This is a genomic window from Pusillimonas sp. T2, assembly GCF_002236805.1.
Taxonomy (GTDB): Bacteria; Pseudomonadota; Gammaproteobacteria; order Burkholderiales; family Burkholderiaceae_B; genus Neopusillimonas.
Window position 1 is genome coordinate 1 of sequence record NZ_NIQA01000032.1, and the last position, 1,438, is coordinate 1,438.

3 protein-coding genes are annotated in these 1,438 nt (G+C 59.5%); all 3 read left to right on the forward strand.

Annotation, left to right across the window (positions count from 1 at the left end):
- Nucleotides 1-82: 82 nt before the first annotated feature.
- Complete coding sequence (locus PuT2_RS15605; RefSeq protein ID WP_093971913.1) at nucleotides 83-517, forward strand: transposase; 435 nt, start codon at nucleotides 83-85, stop codon at nucleotides 515-517.
- Complete coding sequence (tnpB, locus tag PuT2_RS15610; RefSeq protein ID WP_143516247.1) at nucleotides 514-846, forward strand: IS66 family insertion sequence element accessory protein TnpB; 333 nt, start codon at nucleotides 514-516, stop codon at nucleotides 844-846. Before PuT2_RS15605 ends, tnpB begins: the two co-directional genes overlap by 4 nt.
- A 76-nt stretch (nucleotides 847-922) precedes the next feature.
- Nucleotides 923-1,438 (forward strand): IS66 family transposase zinc-finger binding domain-containing protein (locus tag PuT2_RS15615; protein WP_173862555.1); only part of this gene is annotated, 516 nt, incomplete at its 3' end.

The following is a 1,438-nucleotide window of genomic DNA, read 5'->3' on the forward strand; positions in this document are numbered from 1 at the left end:
GTAAGCGTGTGGCCAACCCCATCTTGAACCTGATAACGTCGTGTTAGAGCATACGTGTCCATTTATTTTTCCATGGACACGTATGCACCAAGAGACTAACGGTCGGCGCCAACGCCGCAAACACTCCCCCGCGTACAAGGCCGAACTGGTCCAGCTGTGCTTGAACAGTGGTGCCTCGCTGGCCTCGATCGCACTGGACCACGGCCTGAATGCGAACCTTCTGCGCCGTTGGGTCATCGAACATGAACGTCTGGGGCTACATACCATTGAGGATGCCTCCACAGACACGGCACCTGTGCCAGCACCTGCGGGTGTATTGCCTGAGTTTATCCCTTTGGTACGGCCAACGTCGACCTCGTCGGTGATGCCCGCCTCAACGCAGCGTCACCTGCGCGCCCCAGCGGCTGACGCTACGGTGCGTGTCGAACTGACCGCCCCGCAGTTAAACATCACCCTGCATTGGCCGTCTTCCAACAGCCTGGCACTGGCACACGTGTTGCGGGAATTGATGGCATGATCCGTATCGACCAGGTCTGGATGGCTGTGGAGCCCCTGGATATGCGTGCCGGTGCCGATACGGCCCTGGCGCGGGTCGTTCGCGTGTTCGGTGCTGCCCACCCACATCATGCGTATGTGTTTGCCAACAAACGGGCCAATCGCATGAAGGTATTGGTGCATGATGGCATCGGCGTGTGGTTGGTGGCACGGCGTCTGAATCAAGGCCATTTCGTGTGGTCAAATGATGGCCATGGCACGGTATCGCTGACGCACGAGCAGCTCGATGCCCTGGTACTGGGCTTGCCCTGGCAGCGTATTGGTCAGGCCGGAATTATCAGCCTGGTTTGACCCTAAAAGATTGTCATTACGCAATCGGGGACGTTGCCAATAGCGGGGCTCCAGGCCCTGTGCAACACTACGCCTCATGATGACCAGTACGCCCGATGACCTTGACCAGCTAGACGCGCCCCAGTTGCGCGAGCTGGCGCGTCAGCTCATGCAGGCCAATGCACGCAAAGATCAGGACATTACGTTCAAAGCGGCCCGTATCACGGCGCTGACCCACGAGATTGCCATCTTGCGCCGACACAAGTTCGGCCAAAAAAGCGAGCAGTTCAGCGGGGAGCAGGCGTTGTTGTTTGACGAGGCCGTGGGCGAAGACCTTGAGGCCATCGAACGCGAGCTCAATAAACTTAAAAATCAGTCTGCGGCGGGCGAACCTCGCGATAAACCGCGCCGCGCCGCCTTGCCGCCCGAGTTACCTCGCACCACCATCCACCATGAACCCGCATCCACCACCTGCGACTGCGGCTGTCAGCTCAAGCGTATCCGGGAAGACGTCAGCGAGAAGCTGGACTACACCCCGGGCACGTTCACCGTTGAGCGTCATGTGCGTGGGGTCTGGGCGTGTACCCACTGCCAGTCGATGACGCAGGCCTCG

What these genes read in the sequence shown, in the direction of transcription:
- tnpB (WP_143516247.1), top strand. Translation starts at nt 514, where the DNA reads ATGATCCGTATCGACCAGGTCTGGATGGCTGTGGAGCCCCTGGATATG.
- PuT2_RS15605 (WP_093971913.1), top strand. Translation starts at nt 83, where the DNA reads ATGCACCAAGAGACTAACGGTCGGCGCCAACGCCGCAAACACTCCCCC.